Origin of the sequence: Ralstonia sp. RL, assembly GCF_001683835.1 — a bacterium.
Classification (GTDB): domain Bacteria; phylum Pseudomonadota; class Gammaproteobacteria; order Burkholderiales; family Burkholderiaceae; genus Ralstonia; species Ralstonia mannitolilytica.
In genome coordinates this window covers 1-18,258 of record NZ_LWRX01000168.1, presented here as the reverse complement: position 1 = coordinate 18,258, position 18,258 = coordinate 1, and the positions used below count along the sequence as shown (strand labels likewise).

Sequence of the window (18,258 nt, the reverse complement as noted above, 5' to 3'; positions counted from 1 at the left end):
CCGGCCTGTCACGCCGGGGGTCGCGGGTTCGAGTCCCGTCCACTCCGCCAAATCAAAACCCGCTGCTTGCAGCGGGTTTTTTCTTTTGCGCTTCACTTCCGCGCAATGTCCCAGAAGTGTCCCTGGAGTTTTAAAGCGCGATTAAAGGCGCCGCATTAATCGTGGATGCGGCTGACGTGGTTGAAATAGCCGACAAGCAGGGCGCCGGCAACCATCAAGCTCAATCCGTTGGCAGCCCAGAAGCCCGCAGCGCCCTGCAACTGGGCAGCCGCATCGCCCAGCAGCCCGAAGCCCAGCACGTACCCGCCGCCCAGGCCGACGCCCCACAGCGAGAGCGCATAGATCAGTGTCGGGATCAGCGCGATCTTGTAGGCGCGCAGGATGAACGCGGCCATCACCTGCAGCGCGTCGAACATCTGATAGAACGCAATGAAGGGCAGTAGCGGCACCGCGATCGCGAGGACGGCTGCGTCGCGCGTGTAGAGCCCGACGAGCTCCCAGCGCAGGACGAGCACCGCCACACCAACGAGGGCTGCACAGAGCACGGCCAGCTTGATGCCGTTCAATGAGATGCGTCGCGCTACCCCTCGATCCCGTGCGCCAATCGATTGCGCGGCCAGCGTCGATGTGGCGATCGACAGGGACAGCGGCACCATGTATGCCACCGCGCCGAGGTTGGCCGCGATCTGGTGTCCGGCCAGGACTACGGTACCCAGCCGTGCAATGAAGATCGCCATCAGGGTGAACGACGTGATCTCGATCAGGTAGGTGAGCCCCATCGGCACACCGAGTCGGATCAGCGCCCACAGCCGCGCGCGGTTTGGCGGCGAGTACTGCGTGAAGATCGAGAACGGCGCGTACGCTGGATTGCGTATCAGGATGACCGCTGCGGCGATGAACCACAACCAGCTGATGATCATCGAGGCGAGCGCGCAACCGGGGCCGCCCATCGCCGGTAGCCCGAGGCCACCGTAGAGGAACACCGCATTGAGCGGAAACTTGAGCACAAGCCCCGCCAACTGCAGCACCGTCACCATGACCGGCCGCGACAGGGCATTGTTCAGCGCCGAGTAAATGCGAAAGCCGAGCGCCGCCGGCAGCGCCAGCGCCTCGTAGCGGAGGTAGGCGGTCGCTTTCTCGGCCAGCTCCGGTGTTGCGTCCGCCAGATGCAGCAGCGGGGCGGGAAACCAGAGGATCAGCATGCCGACGGCTGAGAGGGCCAGCCCGAGCCAGGCGGCCTGGCGGACTTCCTCGCCGATCTCTCCGTGCTTGCGGGCGCCATACAGTTGCCCCGCGATGGGGGACAGGGCTTGCAGCACGCCCATCAGGCTGATGTAGACCGTGACGTAGATCGACCCGCCCAGCCCGATCGCCGCAAGGTCCGCGGCCGATGCGCGCCCGGCCATGGCCGTGTCGAGCACGCCGAAGGCGATCACGGCCAGTTGGCCGATCAGCACCGGCCAGGCGAGCGCGACGATGCGACGGACATCGGCAAAGAACATCGGAACGTTATTGGCGCAGCTTGCGACGGCGCGTGGCCGGCGCGGGTGGCGGATGTGTGGCGGCCGCGGCCTCGGTCAGACGGTACATGCGGAAGTGCTCGTCGCGGTCGGCCGGGCGGCGGCCTTCCCAGATGAGCCGCCATTCGTAATTGGAGATGCTCGCCGGCGCGCCGTAGTCGTACGGATCATGGCGCAGGAGGATGTCGCAGTTGTCCTCGGGGTTGCCAAAGCGGATATGGCCAAAGTAGGCGAACGAGGCGAGCTGTGCGTCGCCCATGCGGATCGGTTGCACGCATGTGTAGGTTTGCGGCAGCGCCAGCGCGGCCGACTGTGCAACGTCGCGGTAAGTCTTGGCGTAATTGATGGTGGGCAGCCACAGCGTCATCATCAGCACCCACATCAGCGTGGTGCCGGCCGCCGAGATCACGACCGCGCGCCAGATGGCCTTGGGCGCGCGCGAGGTCCGCCAGACGACGATGAGTACCCACGCGGCGGTCACCAGCAGTGCGCACGCCAGGGCCGTCCAGCTGAACTCGGGGCGGTAGCCCGGCACGATGCGGTACACGTTGCGCGCAAGCTGCGGCGGGAAGCCCGTCATCTTGGCGATCCACAGCAGCCATACGGTGCCGCCCAGGATGGTGAAGGCGAGCAGGGCAAACCAGTCGATGGCGCTGATCGCGGCGCGCTTGAGCGTGGGGAGCGCAAACGTGGCCATGATCGCCATGGGCGGAATCAGCAGCAGAAAGGCGTCGTCGCCGGGTTGCGGCTGCATGAGCAGCAGCACGATCTGCGGCGCCAGGACGGCCAGCGGCAGGGCGATATGCGGCGCGGTCCGCATGCCGCCCCAGCTCTTCCACGCCCACGCGGCCAGTGGCCACACCGGCCACGCGAACAGCGGCAGGTTGCGCGCGATAAAGCCGAGCGAGTGGCCGGTCGGCCCCGCATACTGATGGCGGTCAAAGCGCGCCCAGTCGCGGACGAAGCTGACGGCGTCATTCGGGTTGCTTGCCAGCAGGTAGGCCAATGCTGGCCACGACAGCCCAAGCACCATGGAAATGGGAAGCGCCACGGTCAGCAGTGGCCTCAGCGGCAGCGCCCGTGTGGCATGCGCGGTGATCAGCACGGCGATCGTGATGGTCAGCGGCAGGAGGGGCCCGCCCGCGAGCGACAGGCAGCCGACGCCAATGCCGTACAGCACGCTGCCGTACAGCGGCTTGTCCAGCGCGCGGATCAGCCCGTAGATGGCAACCGCGACGAAGCACAGCGCGCCGACCAGCGGGGTGGTTTCATGGCCCCGCTGCGCCAGACCGACGCAGGCCAGGAAGATCAGTAGTGCGCCGTCGGCCAGCGTCCGGCCGTAGTCCCGGGTGTTGGGCTGACCACCGAACACGAATTCGAATGGTTGGACTTCTGCGCGGCGGCCCAGCAGATAGGCGCCATACCAGATGCAGGCGCAGGTGACGAAAAAGAAAAGCGCGGTGGCCAGGCGCGAGGCATCGGCTGGGCCCAGCCATTGCCCAAACAGGCGGATGAACGCGCCGCCGATCCAGAACACCAGTGGTCCGGCCTGCACGACCGGGCGCCCGACGATGTTCGGCATCAGCCAGTCCTGGGCGTTGCCGGTGGCCAGTGTCCACATCGCGCCGAAGCCCGCGGCGTCTTCGTTCTTCCACGGGTCGCGCGAGAAAAGTCCGGACAAACCGTAGATCACGCAGATGGCGAGCAGCAGCCAGCGCGGCAGTTCGCGGGTGGCGGCGGCAGTCAGGCGGATGCGCGAGACGCGGGTGGTGTTCATCGGGTGTCAGACCGGGCGGACCCGGCCGCGGTTGCACAACAGGGTGCCGATCGAGAGAGGGTCGGGCGCAAAAACCCGACATTGTGCCAAGAAACAAAAAAGGCAGCCGGAGCTGCCTTTTTCGGACCAGGGAGACGAGTCATGCAGTGAGCCGTCTCCGGCACCGGCATTACTTGGCGGCCTTGCCTGCCTTGCTGCCGAACTTCTGGCGGAACTTTTCGACGCGGCCGGCCGTGTCCAGAACTTTTTGCTGGCCCGTGTAGAACGGGTGCGATTCGGACGAGACTTCGATCTTGGCCAGCGGGTATTCCTTGCCGTCCAGCGTGATCGTTTCCTTGGTCTGGATGGTCGAGCGCGTGATGAACTTGAAGTCGCTGGACATGTCCTGGAACACGACTTCGCGGTAATTCGGGTGAATGCCTTCTTTCATGATGGGCCCTGGGGTTGAGGTAGCCAATTCGCGGCGCGCTTCAGGCGCTCAATTGCGAGGAGCGTCGAGCGGCCAGCCGTCGAATCACTTGCCGGGTGGAGAAACGGCGATTATGCCAGAGAAACAAAGGCTTGGGCAACGCGCCGGCCATAAAATCCGCCGTTTCCCGACGCCTTGCAGTGACGTTATGCGCATATTTCCGCGCGGGCGCCGTCAGGGCGCGGCCAGGCGCTCGATGGTCAGGACGCCGCGGCCGTCCAGATCGATGGTCCGCATGTCGCCCACACGCAACGAGGTGTCGAGGTTGCGCGTCCAGGTGTCCACCTGGGCGGGGGATTCCGCATCGGGCGACGGGCGGAAGCGATGCAGCGTCACGCCGATCGACAGGGGCTGGAAGTCGCCCGACGCGGCCATGGGCCGCAGGCTCACGTCGACGCCGGTCTTGGCCCAGCGATGGCGCATGAACTGGCAGACCGTGGCGTCGCAGCCGAGCGTAATGGTGTCATCGGGCAGGCCGGCCGCGAAGCGCTCCTCCCACTGGGCACGCGGCATGGAGCCGCCCACGTCGAACGATTGGGTGTGCTCGAGAAGTGCGACGTGCTGCCCGGTGGACGTATCCGCGGGCAGCGTGACGCGCTGCGTTTCCGACTGTCCGTCCAGCTGCGCGGTCACGCCAAGAACGACGGGAGCCGTTCCTTGCCCCCAGCTCGGGACTGCAATGAAGCAGCAACCGAGCAGAAGCGTGTGAAGCGCTTGGCGGATCGTCACGGCAAGAACCCCTCCTGGCGTTGTCCGGCATGCAGCACGCGCCGTGCCGGATCCTGCAGGTAGAACGCCTGCAGCAGCGCATACAGCGATGGCAGTGTCTCGAGCAAGGCCACCGGTTCGACGAAGAACACTTCGGACGCCACCGCAAAGAACTCCGCGGGATGCTGCGCGCCGTACGGATCGAGCAGCGAGAGGATCGGATCGGTATCCCACCGGCGCTGCGGAACCTGCCCGCACCGATCGGCGAACGCATCGTACTCGGCGTAGAGTGCGTCGGCCCATGGCTCGCGATCGACGTCGGCATGCAAGCGCGATGAGAACGCGGGGATGCCATCGGATTCGCCATTGAGCATATCGAGCTTGTGCGCGAATTCGTGCACGACCACGTTGTACGGCTGGGCACCGGGCTCGGGGGACGCGCCGCCGAGTTCGATGTCCTCCCACGACAGGATGACGGGCCCGTGCTCCCATGCCTCTCCGGAAGCCTCCTCGCGTACGTCGTGCACGACGCCGTCTTCATCCATAACCTCTTTGCGGATGACGAATTCACCTGGGTAGATGACGATGCCGTGCCACCCGCGGTACCACGCGATGCCGAGTTCCAGTACCGGCACGCTGGCCTGCACGGCAATGCTGATGACCATCTCGTCGGTGAGCGGCAAGCCGTGCGTGGTCGTGAATTCCTTCTCGGCGATGAACAGCGTGGCGGTCTCGCGCAGGCGGAGGAGGTCGGCCTGCGGCCAGTTCAGCAGGAATGGGAGCCCCGCGAGCGTGCGCGACCACAGCGCGTCTGAAATGGCATAACGCGCCAGGCGCCGCGAGCGTGTGCGGCTAGAAAACCAGCGTAAGACCGACGAAAGCATGCGACCAGTATATCGGCGCGAGCTTTCGTGTTTCTGGAAGGATCAGGCTACCGACAGCAGCCGCGCGCCGCGCTGGTTTGCGACGTACACGGCTTCGGTACGGCTGCGCACCTTCAGGCGCCGGTACAGCGTGCTGATATGCGCCTTGGCGGTGGCTTCGGAGATGTTCAGCATGCGGCTGATCGTCTTGACCGGGTGCCCGCGCGAGAGCAGCACCAGGATTTCATACTGGCGCGGTGTGATGCCAAGCAGCTTGGGGTCGGTCTGGGGATCACCCGCCAGCGCCGGGTTGGGTGCGCCGTCGAGGCGGGACTCCGGCAGCAGGGCGCTGGCCGGGATGTATTGCCCGCCCACGAGCACCAGTTCGAGCGAAGCCGCGATGACTTCGCCCGGCGAGTGCTTGAGCGTGTAGCCCGACAGGCCCATCTGCATGAGCGTGCGGATGATGTCGGGGGATTCGGATTCCGCCAGCACGACCACGTGGCGCGCATGGGGCCGGTGCATGATCTCGCCGATGGCGGAGAGTTCGTCCAGCTGTGGAAGCGGCAGCCCGATGACCAGAAGACCCGCGTCGGCATTGGCTTCGATGGCGTCAAACATCCCTTCGTCGGGTTCGACGATGGTGACGCCAGTGACGCCCTTGAGCGTCCGTAGCAGGTGCGCAATGCCCGTACGCACCAACGGATGGGCTTCGATCAAAACAGTGTTCATCGTTGTTCTCGACCTGTTACCGATCTTGCGAACATCCTTGTCGCTCCAGGCGAGAAACAGACCAGAGCAGACCCCCGTTCCGAATCATTTTAGTGGCGTATGTCAAAAATGACAGTTGCCACGGCCATGTCTCGGGACCCTCGTGAGCGTGCCCTGGCAACGGTTGTGGGGTATTTGCCAGGGCGCGCAATCCGTTCGACGTGGAGAACGGCCCGTCGCGGCACTCTTGCTGCGGTGGCGGTTTCAGCCATGACACAACATCCCGCAGGGGCGATGGGGCAAGCGATCTTCCGCGTGCTGAATATCCCGTAAAAACAAGGCGTTAAACGTCATGGCACGGATGTCGCTCTCTGTTCTCCGGGGAGGAGCGAGCCATGCCAGCAATCGCGCAGCGCAGTGCTCGGCGTTTGCCGTTCAGGTGGATGACCGAGGAGACCGGACTGGTCGCAAATCTTGCGGCCGTGGTCGCCGTGACGCGTGCGCTCGTAGTAGAAGGCGCCTTGGTGCAGCGTACCGCCGCGCTGCTGGTCGCCTGGCGAGGCGTTTTCACCGATACGTTGCCGGTGCAAGCCGCCATCGATCTTCTTCCCACCCGCGCATTCGATCCATCCCCCGGTTCTGTCGTGCCTGTGCTGCCGGACGGCGAACCGAGTACCTCGCATGCGTGGCTTAACAATCCAACGCCAGGGAATCGGGCGCAACCCCCTCGGAGGTGGGGTATGGGCACCGCCCGCGCCCATACAAGGCTCCGCGGCATGCCGCGGGCCGGCCTGCTGCCGCGTCGTGTCGTCCATGTGACACTGCCGCAACGTGGAGCCCGCCGGTGCGTGGGCGGGCCACGCAACCGTTTCGTGCTCCGTCCCCCGGCGGGCACTTTTTTTTTTCATGGCGATTCTGGAAGCAGGATGCATTCGGCCAACAACCGGATTCCCCCCGGCGCAGGCGTCGCCGCCGCTTCGTGGGCGGAGCCGCTCAGGCCGGATGGAGCGGATGTTCGGCGCGGATGCCGTGCTTCTGCATCAGCCGATACAGCGTCACGCGCGAGACCGCCAATTCGCGCGCCGTCATGCCCATGTGAAAGCCGTTGCGGGCGATGGCGGTACGGATGGCATCCGATTCGGCGCCTTCGCGTGCCTCTTCCAGCGTCTGGCCCGACACCGAGGCGTAGCCCTCCAGGTGAAGATCGGCGGCCGAGATCTTGCGGTTATCGGTCATCACCAGTGCGCGCCGGACACGGTTGATCAGTTCGCGCACGTTGCCGGGCCACGGGTAGTGCATCATCGCGTGCAGCGCGCACGGGGTGAACCCGCGGATGCGATGCGAAGCCTCGCTCGCGTGCTGGGCAAGGATGTGCTCGGCAAGCAGGACGATGTCGCTGCCGCGCTCGCGCAGCGGCGGGACCGACAGCGTCAGCACGCACAGCCGATGGAACAGGTCGGTGCGAAAGCCACCATGGTGCTGTGCGGCCTCCAGGTCCACGTGCGTAGCCGAGATGATGCGGATATCCAGCGGAATGGCCTGATGTCCGCCCAGCCGCGTAATCGTGCCTTGCTGCAGGAAGCGAAGCAGGCTGACCTGGCTCTCCAGCGGCAGGTCGCCGATTTCATCGAGGAACAGCGTGCCGCCATTGGCATGCTCGACCCAGCCGATGTGGCGCTGGTGCGCGCCCGTGAACGCGCCTTTCTCGTAGCCGAACAGCTCGGACTGGATGAGGTGCGGTGGGATCGCGCCGCAATTGATGGCGATGAACGGTCCGCTGGCACGCGCCGACGCTTCATGAATGGCCTGTGCGGTCAGTTCCTTGCCGGTGCCCGACTCGCCCGCGATGAAGGCCGGCGCACTGTTCTGCGCAACCTTGCGGATGGCGCGGAACAAGTTATGCATGGCAGGACACTCTCCGAGCATGCGCGCGTGAGTCGGTTTCGGTGCCGGCGCGACGTCCTGAGCCAGCGCCGCCATGCCCCACGCATGACGCAACGAGTACGCAACCTCGTCCGTGCGCAACGGCATCTGCACGTAGTCGACGCAATAGTCGCGCACCAGCCTGCGCACGCGTTCATGGCTCAGCATGGCCTGGGGCAGGGCCGCGACCCAGCCGACTTGCGGCACCTGCATGCAGCGCTCCAGCAGGTCCAACTCGGCGGCCGAGAAGCTGCTGCCAAAATCGACCAGTCCGGCCTTGGGGCCGCCATCGCGGATCGCACAGCCCAGTTCGCGCACCGACGTGACGCGCCGCACACGCCAGTCGGCGCCCAGGATCGTCTCGTCAATCTCCCCCAACCCTGCGCGTGACGCCACCACGACGGTTCGGCACGCAGCAGTACATTCCAGCGACTCATTGCGCATGGTTTCCCCCGTTCGATTTTTCGTGGTGACTTCATCCTGACCGGCGGCTCGGCCGGGCCAGGCTTGCAGTATGGTTGCGGGGTTTCGCTTTGGCGATGACGTTTAAGGACGATGAACGCAAACGCTTGCGCCCGCGTCTCGTAATGCGAATGAACTATCGGCGTGCGCAAATGGCCCGGAAGGGTTCCCCCAGGAGGCGAGCACGGGTGACGCCGCCAAAAAAAACGCACCCCGGGAGGCGCGTTTTTTCGTCATGCGGGCGGAGGATCAGCCGCCGCGTCGCATCATGTCGAAGAACTCGGCGTTGTTCTTGGTCGACTTGAGCTTGTCGAGCAGGAATTCCATCGCCTCGACTTCATCCATGTCGTGGATGAACTTGCGCAGGATCCACACCTTCTGGAGGATGTCCGGCTTGATGAGCAGTTCCTCGCGGCGCGTGCCGGACTTGTTCAGGTTGATGGCCGGGTAGACACGCTTCTCGGCCAGGCGGCGCTCCAGGTGCACTTCCATGTTGCCGGTGCCCTTGAACTCTTCATAGATCACGTCGTCCATGCGGCTGCCGGTTTCGATGAGCGCCGTACCGATGATGGTCAGCGAACCGCCTTCTTCCAGGTTGCGTGCGGCACCGAAGAAACGCTTCGGGCGCTGCAGCGCGTTGGCATCCACACCGCCGGTCAGCACCTTGCCCGAGGTGGGCACCACGGTGTTGTAGGCGCGGGCCAGGCGCGTGATCGAGTCCAGCACGATCACCACGTCCTTCTTCAGCTCTACCAGGCGCTTGGCTTTTTCGATGACCATTTCGGCCACCTGCACGTGACGCACGGCCGGCTCGTCGAACGTAGAGGCCACCACCTCGCCGCGCACGGTGCGCTGCATTTCGGTCACTTCTTCCGGACGCTCGTCGATCAGCAGCACGAACAGTTCTGCTTCCGGATGGTTGGCCGTAATGGCGTGCGCAATGTGCTGCAGCATCACGGTCTTGCCCGACTTCGGGCTGGCGACCAGCAGCGCGCGCTGGCCCCGGCCGATCGGGGCAATCATATCGATGATGCGGCCGGTGATGTTCTCTTCGGCCTTGATGTCGCGTTCGAGCGTGAGCGGCTTGTTCGGGTGCAGCGGCGTCAGGTTCTCGAACATGATGCGGTTCTTCACCGCTTCCGGGGGCTGGCCGTTGACCTTGTCGACCTTCACCAGCGCGAAGTAGCGCTCGCCATCCTTCGGGGTGCGGACTTCGCCTTCGATCGTGTCGCCGGTGTGCAGGTTGAAGCGGCGGATCTGCGACGGGCTGATGTAGATGTCGTCCGTGCTGGCCAGGTACGAAGTCTCGGGCGAACGCAGAAAACCGAAGCCGTCGGGCAGCACCTCGAGCGTGCCGTCGCCGAAGATCGTTTCGCCCTGTTTCGCCTTCTTCTTCAGGATGGCAAACATCAATTCCTGTTTGCGCATGCGCTGCGCGTTGTCGATCTCCAGCTGTCCCGCCATTTCCAGCAATTGGGACACGTGCAGGGATTTCAGTTCTGTCAGATGCATAGACGAAAGAATGGGAATGGCCCGAACGGGCGGCGAAACGGGAAAACGCGGGGAGGGGGAAAAAGGTCGAGCGAACGCTCGGGGAAACAGATTGGCTGCAATCTTAGCACAACGCTGGCGGGCTTCCAGGCGAAAGCGCGCCAGCGTGTGCGGAGGCGGCTCAGAGACTGCGCGCCGCCTCGGAGCCCGAAGGCTTAGACGTGGCTGTCCAGGAAAGCGGTCAACTGCGACTTCGACAGCGCGCCCACCTTCTGGGCGGCCACGGCGCCGTTCTTGAACAGGATCAGCGTCGGGATACCGCGAATGCCGAACTTGGCCGGAACCTGCTGGTTGTCGTCGACGTTGATCTTGGCGATCTGGATCTTGTCGCCGTAGTCCTTGGCGACTTCGTCGAGGATCGGGGCGATCATCTTGCAGGGGCCGCACCATTCGGCCCAGAAGTCGACCAGCACGGGTTTATCGGACTTGAGCACGTCGGCCTCGAAAGACGCGTCGCTCACATACTTGATCTGTTCGCTCATGGCGGGAACCTCTGTTATTTCGTAAAAGCTGGCGACGTGCGCCGAACCCATACATTACACGATTACGCGAGCCGGCGTGCATTGGCGCCACTGCCCGCGCGGATGCTGCTGATATAGTACCGGCGCGCCCATTTTCAATCGTTGATTGTGTCTATCGCGCCAATAGCCGCAGGTTGAAGGCCACGGGCTGCGTTTCCTTTCTCGCCACTTGATCGACGCCGCATGCAGACGCTTGCTTTCGCGCCAGGCCCAGCATTCCTTTCGCGTGCCGCCGACGCGGCATGGCGCTTCCTGGATGCGCATGCGCAGTCTTCTGCGGCGCCGTCGGGGCAGGCCACCGTTGTCGTGCCGACGGCAGCGCAGATTCCTGGCGTGCGCAATGCGCTGCACGCGAGCGCCCAGGCTTCGGGCACGCCGCGGCTGCTGCCGCGCATTGTGACGCTGGGGCATTGGCTGCTCGATTTGCCGCCCGAGCCCGATGCGCCCGCCGCACGTGCGCCGCTCTCGCGGCTGCTGGCGGTGCAGCAGGCACTGAAGACCCAGGCGTGGCTGCGCGAAGCGCTCGGTGCGCAGGACGATGCGGCACTTTGGGGCGTGGCGCAGGTGCTGGTGACCGTCTCCGATGAACTCTCACAGCGCTGGCTGAACCTCGATGCCACGCATGGCGACGCGCAGGGCCGCTCCGATGAACTCGAAGCCGTGCTGGCCCAGGCGCTGGAGCGTACCTATGCGCAGTTGTCGGAGCGGTTTCTTGGCACCGAATCGCGCATCGTCCTGACGTTCTGGCGGCTGCTTTCCAGCGCCGCCGATCCGATCCCCATGCGGCTGCGCGCCATGCGGCGCCTGCTTGCCGAGTTGCGCGGCCCGATCGTGTGGATGAGCCCGACCGACCCGGACACCGTCGAGTTCGATTTTCTGCAGCGTGCCGCTGAACGCGTGCCGGTGCTGGTCGTCGGGTATGACTGGCATGCAGGGCAGGCGCAGTCTGCCTCCGCGCCCGCCACGCATGCCGATTTCCGCCATCTGCTGCTCCATGCCTGGCCCGAATGCGCCACACCGGGCCACCACGAGGATGACGACGCCGATGACGCGCTTGGCGCACCCGCCGTGCACATCGCAGGGGCCGCACGGTTTGAAGACGAGGCCGCCTTTGCGGCGCATACGCTCGTCGCGTGGCTGAATGCCGGACGACGCTCGCTCGCGCTGGTGGCGCAGGACCGCATCGTCGCGCGGCGCGTGCGGGCGCTGCTCGCTCGCGTGAACGTGCCGGTGCGGGATGAGACCGGCTGGAAGCTCTCCACCACGCGTGCGGCCGCCGCGCTGATGCGCTGGATCGATGTGGTGCAGGGCGATGGCGATACCGCAGCGTTGCTCGATTTCGTCAAGAGTCCGTTCTGCCTGCGCGATACGCAGGCCGGCACCGGTACGCCGGCATGGGTGGCGGAACTGGAGCGCCGCGTCCGCCGCCACAACGTCACGGGCGGCTGGGGGCGCTTGCGTCGGCTGGTGGCAGATCGCGACGCTCAGGATGCCGACGCCGCTTCTGGCGCCGCGCAGCCGAGCCGCCTCGCTGACCGCCTCGGCCTGTTGGCGGACGAGGCGGCGCTGTGGCGCCGGGCCGGCAACGCCACGCTCGACGCCTGGGTAACGTTGCTGGCCGGTACGCTCGACCGCCTGCACATGCGCATCGGCCTGCAGAACGACGACGCGGGCCGTCAGCTGCTCGACTGGGTGGACCGTCTGCGCATGTCGGTGCATGGCAGTGCCGATGCGGGGGCGCGCTTCTCGCTCGCCGAGTGGCGCTCGCTGCTGTCGATGCTGCTGGAATCGGCCGTCTTCAGCGAGCCGGCGCCGCCGGCCGATCGCCGCGTGGTCATCCTGCCGCTCAACGGCGCGCGGATGCGGCGCTTCGACGGCGTGGTCGTGGTCGGCTGTGACGACGCCCAGTTGCCGTCTGCGCAGCCCGAGTGGCTGTTCTTCTCCAACGACGTGCGCCGCGAACTTGGCCTGCCTGACCGCGCACAGCGTTTTGCGCAGCAAGCGCGCGATTTGGCCGAGGTGCTGCTCAACCAAGAGGAAGTCGTGCTGACCTGGCAGCGTCACGGCAGCCGGGGCGAGCCCAATCGGTTGTCAGGCTGGCTCGAGCGGCTGCAGCGCCGGCTGGCCGTGGCGGGCGTACGGATCGAGACGCCGGTCGTCCTGCCCAACCTGCAGACGTCGAGCCGGCCGACCGATATGCCCGCACCCGCGGCGCCCGCGCTCGTGCCATCGACGTTGAGCGCCGCCGCCTACAACAGCCTGCGCCGGTGTCCGTACCAGTTCTTCGTCGGCCGCATGCTGCGGCTGGGCGAGCTGGAGGAGGTGTCCGATGAGCTCGAGAAGCGCGATATCGGCGAGATCCTCCACGCGATCCTCCATCGTTTCCACCAGCAGTTGCGCGAGACGCCGAAGCACGACCCCGTAGAGCGGCAAGCCCTGCTGCAGGCGCTCACCGACGCGCATTTCGGCCCGTTGCTGGCCGAAGACGGCAACGCGCTGCGCTTCTATCGGCGCTGGCAGGCGGTGATGCCGTCATACCTTGCGTGGCAGGCTGCGCGCGAAGCCGACGGCTGGCGCTTTGAGGCGGGCGAGATCGACGCCGAGACATCGACCACGCTGCCCGGCGAACGTGTCCTGCGCCTGCGCGGCCGCATCGACCGCGTCGATGTACACGACGAGCATGGCATCGCGGTGCTCGACTACAAGACGCAGTCGCCCATGGCGCTCACACGGCGCGCCAAGGCCCCGTTCGAGGATTGCCAGCTGCCGTTCTACGGTGTGCTCGAGCCCCGCGCCGGGGCAGGCGGCTGGGTCTCGCTCGATGGCGAGGCGCGTGGTGATCAACGCGACGTTGCGCTGCCGGATTTCACGCAGATCGTCGACTGGCTGATCGAACAAATGCAAAAAGACATGGCTGCGCTGGCGGCTGGTGCACCGCTGCCGGCGTTTGGCGATGAATCCGCGTGCCGCTACTGTGCGGCGCGAGGGTTGTGCCGCAAGGGGTATTGGACCGATGGCGCACCACGTGAACCGGAGGCGCAGGCATGAGCGACCACGCGTACGAACGCGACGGGTCGCCGGTCTCGCCGGAAGACTTCTCGCGCGCGGCATGCGACCCGCGGCGCTCCGTCGTGGTCGAAGCATGCGCGGGCAGCGGCAAGACGTGGCTGCTGGTCACACGCATGCTGCGCCTGCTGCTGGCTGGCGCCGCGCCGTCCGACATTCTGGCCATCACGTTCACGCGCAAGGCCGCTGAAGAGATGCGCCAGCGTCTGTTGGACATCCTCGCCCAACTCGCCAGTGCCGATGACGCGGGCGTGGTGCGCGAACTGATCGCCCGCACGGTCGACGAGCGCGAGGCACCGGCGCTGATCGACACGGCGCGCTGTTTGTATGCGCGCGTGCTCGAGTCGCCTTCGCGCATGGCGATCGACACGTTCCATGGCTGGTTCGGCTCGCTGCTGCGCGGTGCGCCGCTATCGTCCGGCGTGCCGCAGGGCGCGTCGCTGCGGGAAGATGCCGGGCGGCTGCGCCGCGAGGCTTGGGCACCGTTCTGGCGCGGCCTCCTCGCAGAAGATCAGGCCGAGCTGCGCGCTGCATATGAGGCGCTTGCCGACCTCGTCGGCGATTTCCAGGCCGGCCGCCTGCTCGACGCGATGTTCCATCAGCGCAGCGATTGGTGGGCCTACAAGACGCAAGCAGGCGCACAGCCGCTCGATGCGCTGGACGACCTGCTTGGCGAAGATGCGACGACCGATCCGTTGATCGAAGCGCTGCAGGACGCAACGCTGCTGGCCGACATGCTGCGCGTGTCGCGCTGGCTGGGGCAGGGTGGCGCGGCGGAAGGCAAGCGCGCGGTGGCGATCGAGTCGGCCGTCACGGCGGCGCGCGGCATCGACGTGTCCGATGAAGCGGCTCGTGCGCAGGCGTTCGATACGCTGTTCGCGGCGTTTCACACGCAGGCCGGCAAGGCGCGGGCCTGCAAGCCGACGAAGGCACTCATCAAGGCCGTCGGGGACGAACATGCACAAACGCTGGTCACGCTGCACACCGCGCTGTGCGAAGCGCTGGCCGTGGTGCAGGCGCGCCGGCAGGAGGCCCGCGTGCGCGCCGTCAACGCGGCGTTGTTCACGCTCGGCGATGCGCTTATCGACCGCTATCAGGCCTACAAGCGACAGGCGCGCGCCATGGACTTCACCGACCTCGAATGGGAAGCCGCTCGCCTGATGCAGCAGGAAGACACGGCTGCCTATCTGCAGGTGCGGCTCGATGCGCGCTACAAGCATCTGCTGCTTGACGAATTTCAGGATACGAACCCGATGCAGTGGCGCATCCTCCAGGGGTGGCTGCGCGGTTATGAAGGCACGGGCATGCGGCCGAGCGTCTTCCTGGTCGGCGATCCGAAGCAGTCCATCTACCGTTTCCGCCGCGCCGATGCGCGCTTGTTCGATGCGGCGCGCGAGATGCTTGTCGCCGAGTTCGGCGCCACCGTTCTGCGTACGAACCGCACGCGCCGCAATGCGCCGGCCGTGCTCGAGTGGGTCAACGCCGTCTTTCTGCAGGCGCGCGCGCGCGGCGATTATCCGATCTACGCCGAGCAAAGCACCGCCGTGGATGCACCCGTCGGCCAGGCGCTGTTGCTGCCGCTCGTGCCCGTACCCGAGGCCGCGCAGGCCGACGACACCACACCGCGCGACACCCTGAGCGAACCGCGCGAAGAGGCCGGCGATTCGCAGCGGTATGAAGAGGGCCGCCAGGTGGCAGCATGCCTGCGCGCGCTGCACGCGGGCGAGCGTATCCGCGAAAACGGCACCGAGCGCGCCGTCTGCTGGCGCGATTTCCAGTTGCTCGTGCGCCGCAAGCGCTACCTCGCCGATTACGAACGCGCGCTCCGCGATGCCGGCGTGCCGTATCTGAGCCCGCGCCGCGGCGGCTTGCTGGCGACGCTCGAGGCGCTGGATCTGTGTGCGCTGCTCGATTTCCTGATGACGCCGCAGGCGGATCTGTCGCTCGCACACGTCCTGCGCAGCCCCATCTTCGCCGTCACCAACGATGACCTCATCGCGCTCGCCGGGTCCGGTGAAGGCGGGGGGGGCACGACCTGGTGGGACCGCCTGACCACACTGGCAGGCCGCCCCGATACCGCATCTGCGCTGGTTCACGCGCAGCGCATGCTGGCGCGCTGGCTGGCCGTCGCGCCCACGCTGCCCGTGCATGACCTGCTCGATCACATCGTCTACACCGGCGAACTCAAGCGCCGCTATGCCGAGCGCGCCCCAGCCGCCAACCGCGACCAGGTGCTGGCCAACCTCGATGCGTTCCTGAAGCTCGCCCTGGACCTGGATGGCGGCCGTTACCCCAGCCTGCCGAAGTTCATGGCGGAGTTGCGCGCCATCCGCCAGGGTGATGACGAAGAGAGCCCCGATGAAGGCGTGCAAGGCGATGCCGCGGAAGCGCCCGACGCGATCGACACCGAAGTCGCCAGCGAAGGGCTGGATGCCGTGCAGATCCTGACCGTCCATGCCTCGAAGGGGCTGGAGGCGCCGTTTGTCGTGCTGCTCGACAGCCATCACAGCGACACCCGCGCAGACACCACCGGCATCCTCATCGACTGGCCCCCCGGTGCCGATGCGCCGACGCACTTCTCCGCATTCGGCAAGGCCGCCGAGCGGGGTCGTGCGCGTGATCCGCTGTTTGCCGCGGAGCAGGCGCTTGCCGCACGAGAAAACTGGAACCTGCTCTACGTGGCCATGACGCGTGCGCGGCAGGGGCTGATCGTCTCCGGCGTGGCCAACAAGCGCGATGCCGCCGCCGCGCAGTCGGTCGACGAAGGCGAGGTGCCCGACATCGACGGCAGCGCAAGCTGGTACACGCTGCTCGCCACGGCCGGCGTGGCATCGCCGGCGCCGATGATGGATGCTGCTGTCGCAGAGACCGCCGCTGCCGCGCAAGGTGAAGTCGTCTCGTACCACGATTTCCGCGCGCCGCTTACGGTGACCGTGCGCGTGGGTGGCGCAGGCATGCAGGCCGAAGGCGCGGACGCTGTCTTCGACCAGGGCGCCGTGGCGCAAGGTGAATTGCTGCACGCCGTGCTGGAGCGCCTCACGCGGCACGGACGGCCCGAACGTGCCCCGGACGCCGCCACCATCGCGCGCTGGTTCGGTGCGAGCGGCGTGACGCAAACCGATGCCGCACGCGCCGCCGACGCCGTGAGCCGCATGCTGTCGGCCGACGCGTTGGCCCATGTGTTCGATCCCGCGCGCTTTGACGCCGCACATAACGAGATCGAGCTGTTCGGCCCCGACGGCGCACTGTTGCGGATCGACCGCCTGGTCCAGCGCGGTAACGAGGTCCTCGTCGTCGATTACAAGCTGCGCCTGCTGCCCGTTGAGCGCGCAGCGTACGCCGAACAGCTGCGTGGGTACGTGGCCGCGGTCACGCCGATGTACCCAGGCTGCACGGTACGCGCCGGCGTGGCAACCGCTGCGGGCGAATGGATCGATCTGGAATCGTTGCCCCAGCCTGCGCAGTCGGCCGATGACGGCACGCAGCGGGCGCTGTTCTGAAGCGAACAGGACTACCAAAGAAGGGGAGGGGCGATGCAGAAGGGAAAAGGGAAGGGGGACGAGCCTGACCCTCGGCACTGGCGGAAAACGGCTGTGGCTGCTTCGTTCCCGACCTGACCAGGTTGACCGCGCCGCCATGCGAGGAGGCCCGTCCGACCGCCATTGTAACCGACTCGCATGGCCGCACCCGAATATCCTTGCAATCCGCTCGGTGCGCATGATGTTTCACCGTCGATCAGCGCGTCGGAAATTCAACCCGCTTTGCTACAATCCGCCGCATGAGTTATCAAGTGCTCGCCCGCAAGTGGCGCCCTCGCGATTTCACCACGCTGGTCGGTCAGGAACACGTGGTGAAAGCGCTCACGCATGCGCTCGAACAGCAGCGTCTGCACCATGCTTACCTGTTCACGGGCACGCGCGGTGTTGGTAAGACCACGCTGTCGCGCATTCTTGCCAAATCGCTGAACTGCGTGGGCGCCGACGGGCACGGTGGCATTACCGCACAGCCCTGCGGCGTGTGCCGTGCATGCACGGAAATCGACGCCGGGCGCTTCGTCGATTACATCGAGATGGACGCCGCCTCCAACCGCGGCGTCGACGAGATGGCGCAACTGCTGGACCGTGCGGTCTACGCCCCGACGGCGGGCCGCTTCAAGGTCTACATGATCGACGAAGTGCACATGCTCACCAACCACGCCTTCAACGCGATGCTGAAGACGCTGGAGGAGCCGCCCGAGCACGTCAAGTTCATCCTCGCGACCACCGACCCGCAGAAGATCCCGGTGACGGTGCTGTCGCGCTGCCTCCAGTTCAACCTCAAGCAGATGCCGCCGGGGCACATCGTGTCGCACCTCGACCGCATTCTCGGTGAAGAGGGGATCGCTCACGAGCCGAATGCGCTGCGCCTGCTGGCCGCCGCCGCCCAGGGCTCGATGCGAGATGCACTGTCGCTCACGGACCAGGCCATCGCGTACAGCGCAGGCGAAGTGAGCGAGGCTGCGGTGCGAGGCATGCTTGGCGCCATCGACCAAAGCTATCTGGTGCGCCTGCTCGATGCGCTTGCCGACGAGAACGGCGCTGCACTCATTGACATCGCCGACGAGATGGCGGGCCGCAGCCTGAGCTTCTCGGGTGCGCTGCAGGACCTGGCATCGCTGCTGCAGAAGATCGCGCTGGCGCAGGTCGTG

12 protein-coding genes and 1 other RNA gene are annotated in these 18,258 nt (G+C 66.2%); 3 read left to right on the top strand and 10 right to left on the bottom strand.

Features of this window, described 5'->3' with window-relative positions:
• Positions 1-155: 155 nt before the first annotated feature.
• The 9 genes from A6M56_RS16280 to trxA form a co-directional block, all read right to left on the bottom strand.
• The gene (locus A6M56_RS16280) at positions 156-1,502 is read right to left on the bottom strand and encodes an MATE family efflux transporter (protein ID WP_102079635.1); all 1,347 of its coding nucleotides are present in this window, start codon (positions 1,500-1,502) and stop codon (positions 156-158) included.
• A 7-nt stretch (positions 1,503-1,509) separates the two neighbouring features.
• Complete coding sequence (locus tag A6M56_RS16275; RefSeq protein ID WP_062739247.1) at positions 1,510-3,297, bottom strand: ArnT family glycosyltransferase; 1,788 nt, start codon at positions 3,295-3,297, stop codon at positions 1,510-1,512.
• A gap of 169 nt (positions 3,298-3,466) precedes the next feature.
• On the bottom strand, positions 3,467-3,727 hold the full coding sequence (locus A6M56_RS16270) for a type B 50S ribosomal protein L31 (RefSeq protein WP_045786549.1): 261 nt from the start codon (positions 3,725-3,727) through the stop codon (positions 3,467-3,469).
• Positions 3,728-3,940: 213 nt separating this feature from the next.
• Positions 3,941-4,495: a hypothetical protein gene (locus A6M56_RS16265; RefSeq protein ID WP_102079636.1), complete on the bottom strand. Its 555-nt coding sequence runs from the start codon at positions 4,493-4,495 to the stop codon at positions 3,941-3,943.
• Entirely contained in the window at positions 4,492-5,358 is an 867-nt protein-coding gene (locus A6M56_RS16260; protein WP_045786551.1) for a M90 family metallopeptidase, read from the bottom strand. Before A6M56_RS16260 ends, A6M56_RS16265 begins: the two co-directional genes overlap by 4 nt.
• Positions 5,359-5,400: 42 nt before the next feature.
• Complete coding sequence (locus tag A6M56_RS16255; protein WP_062739244.1) at positions 5,401-6,069, bottom strand: LuxR C-terminal-related transcriptional regulator; 669 nt, start codon at positions 6,067-6,069, stop codon at positions 5,401-5,403.
• Positions 6,070-7,041: 972 nt separating this feature from the next.
• A complete protein-coding gene (locus A6M56_RS16250; RefSeq protein WP_062739243.1) occupies positions 7,042-8,415 on the bottom strand; it encodes a sigma-54 dependent transcriptional regulator in 1,374 nt (457 codons plus the stop codon).
• Between the two features lie 267 nt (positions 8,416-8,682).
• Positions 8,683-9,945, bottom strand: a complete 1,263-nt coding sequence (gene rho / locus A6M56_RS16245; RefSeq protein WP_045786554.1) for a transcription termination factor Rho — start codon at positions 9,943-9,945, stop codon at positions 8,683-8,685.
• A gap of 194 nt (positions 9,946-10,139) precedes the next feature.
• On the bottom strand, positions 10,140-10,466 hold the full coding sequence (gene trxA, locus A6M56_RS16240; RefSeq protein WP_045786555.1) for a thioredoxin TrxA: 327 nt from the start codon (positions 10,464-10,466) through the stop codon (positions 10,140-10,142).
• A 222-nt stretch (positions 10,467-10,688) separates the two neighbouring features.
• Between trxA and A6M56_RS16235 the strand changes: the two genes are divergently transcribed.
• Both A6M56_RS16235 and A6M56_RS16230 read left to right on the top strand, forming a co-directional pair.
• Complete coding sequence (locus tag A6M56_RS16235) at positions 10,689-13,553, top strand: PD-(D/E)XK nuclease family protein (protein ID WP_102079637.1); 2,865 nt, start codon at positions 10,689-10,691, stop codon at positions 13,551-13,553.
• Positions 13,550-17,071, top strand: coding sequence for a UvrD-helicase domain-containing protein (locus A6M56_RS16230; protein WP_102079638.1), 3,522 nt, complete (start codon positions 13,550-13,552; stop codon positions 17,069-17,071). Before A6M56_RS16235 ends, A6M56_RS16230 begins: the two co-directional genes overlap by 4 nt.
• 54 nt (positions 17,072-17,125) lie before the next feature.
• On the opposite strand, the gene ffs is transcribed toward A6M56_RS16230, so the two are convergent.
• Positions 17,126-17,224, bottom strand: an RNA gene (gene ffs / locus A6M56_RS16225) — signal recognition particle sRNA small type.
• A gap of 125 nt (positions 17,225-17,349) precedes the next feature.
• Here ffs and dnaX point away from each other — a divergent pair.
• A partial coding sequence (gene dnaX / locus A6M56_RS16220; protein ID WP_286758244.1) for a DNA polymerase III subunit gamma/tau occupies positions 17,350-18,258 on the top strand: 909 nt, incomplete at its 3' end.